The 1,961-nt window shown below is 71.0% G+C and carries 2 protein-coding genes and 1 pseudogene; all 3 read left to right on the forward strand.

Annotated elements, in window-relative coordinates:
- Positions 1-415: pseudogene (locus tag G6018_RS06510) on the forward strand (branched-chain amino acid ABC transporter permease); the annotation flags it as partial.
- 1 nt (position 416) lies between these two features.
- Positions 417-725: an AzlD domain-containing protein gene (locus G6018_RS06515; protein ID WP_182610799.1), complete on the forward strand. Its 309-nt coding sequence runs from the start codon at positions 417-419 to the stop codon at positions 723-725.
- Between the two features lie 160 nt (positions 726-885).
- On the forward strand, positions 886-1,770 hold the full coding sequence (locus G6018_RS06520; protein WP_182639202.1) for an alpha/beta hydrolase: 885 nt from the start codon (positions 886-888) through the stop codon (positions 1,768-1,770).
- Positions 1,771-1,961: the final 191 nt, after the last annotated feature.

Below are 1,961 nucleotides of genomic sequence, written 5' to 3' on the forward strand. Positions count from 1 at the left end.
CTTCTCCGCATCGGCGTTTCTGCCCGGGCGGCGCGTCCCCCGACTGTTCTCGGCACACCTGGTCAACGACGAGAGCGTCGCCTTCGCCCTGGCCCAGCCGCACCCGGCGCGACGCCTCCCCGCGTTCCGCGTGGTCGGGGTCGCCATCCTGATCGCGTGGCCCCTCGGCGCGGCGATCGGCGTCCTCCTCGGATACGTCCTGCCCAACCCCAGCCGTCTCGGACTGGATGCGGCGTTCCCCGCGGTCTTCGTCGCGATCCTCCTCGCCAGCGTCACCCGTCGCACCGCTGTCCCCGCCGCTGCAGGAGCGACCCTCGCCGCGGCCGCCACCCCGTTCGTGGCCGCCGGAGTGGCCCCCGTCCTGGGACTGATCGGCCTGCTCACGGCTGTGCGGAAGCGGGGACACCGTGTCTGACGTGACTCTTGTCCTCGCGGTGCTCGCCCTCGCCGCCGGCACCTACGCCGTGAGACTGGGTGGGGTCCATTTCGGAGGCTCGCGCCTCTCCCTGCGCCTCCAGCACTGGGGCGATCCCGCGGTGATCGTGCTGATCGCCGGTGTCGCCGCTACCGCGACCCTCTTCGACGGGCAGTCGTTCGCCGGGTGGGCTCGCGTCGCCGGCGTAACCACGGCTGCCGTCCTGGCGGCGATGCGGGTGCCGCTGGTCGTGGTGGTCGTCGCAGCCGCCGGGGTGGCCGCCTCCGCGAGAGCGCTGGGTATCGACTAGACCGGCACACCTCGTCGTCGTCCTCTCGCTCGCACCCGCGGCCGGCGAGCACTGTCGATCCGACCGCTCCGAACCGCCCCCGCCGATCCGCTCCCGGGGCGCCGGCAGCGTCCTATGGTTCGAGTACCCCTCGCGCACTCCCCTCCAGAAGGACTCCGCCATGACAACGCAGACCATCGACATCCCCCACCTGGGCGGATCGACCATCGGCTACTCGTTCGCCCGGCAGTACGACCCCGCCCTGCCCACGCTGGTGATGATCAACTCGTTCACCACCTCGGTCGAGCTGTACCGGCCGCAGTTCGCCAACGAGGAGCTCGCCTCGCGGATGAACCTGTTGGCGATCGAGCCCTACGGCCACGGGGAGACCCGCGCCCGGTACCGGCACTTCACCTACTGGGACAGCGCGATCGCCAACCTGCAGGTGCTCGACGCCCTGGGGATCTCCAAGGCGTTCGCCCTCGGTACCTCGCAGGGCGGGTGGATCGCCACCCGCATGGCGTTGCTCAACCCCGGCGCGGTCGAGGGCATCATCATCTGCGGCACCTCCATGGATTACGAGAGCCCGGCCAGTATGGAACGCGGCTGCTGGAACGGCTCCGAGTTCTGCAGCCCCGCCATCGAGGCGCTCGCCGAGCCCGTCGGCGAGGACTGGGTGGTGGACGACGACTTCGTGGTGGCGGTACTCGGTGCCGGCCTCGGCGAGAACGTCTCCGACGCCGAGCGTGACTTCTGGATCCAGACCTATCGCATTAACTATCGACGAGACGAGGGTCGGCGGCGCCTGCGCACCAGCTCCATCAACCTCCGCGACCGCGACGGCCTGGAGGCACGGTTGAGCGACGTGCACTGCCCTGTGCTCTGGCTGCAGGGCACCGCCGACCAGGTGTACTCGGTGGCCAACGCCGAAGACGGCATCGCCCGGTTCACCGGCTCCCTGTCCGCCACGCTGCAGATCGTCGAGGGCGGCCAGCACTTCCTCACCGCCTCCGACCCCGAGGTCGCGGACGCCGCCACCCTCGCCTTTGTGGAGCAGTGGTCCTGAGGCCGGTCCGACCGGCACGACAGGGCGGGACGCTGCCGGGCCGGCGCCACCGCTCTCTGCTCGATCCAGCCGCGCGGGTAGATTCCGTCAGCGCATTCGTCGTCGTCCCTCAGGCCCGCACCCGCGGCAACAGCACCCGGAACGTCGCACCCCGGCCGGCGGCGGTCTCCACGCCGACCGACCCGCCGTGC

The organism is Dietzia sp. DQ11-44, assembly GCF_014145205.1.
GTDB classification, from domain to species: domain Bacteria; phylum Actinomycetota; class Actinomycetes; order Mycobacteriales; family Mycobacteriaceae; genus Dietzia; species Dietzia natronolimnaea.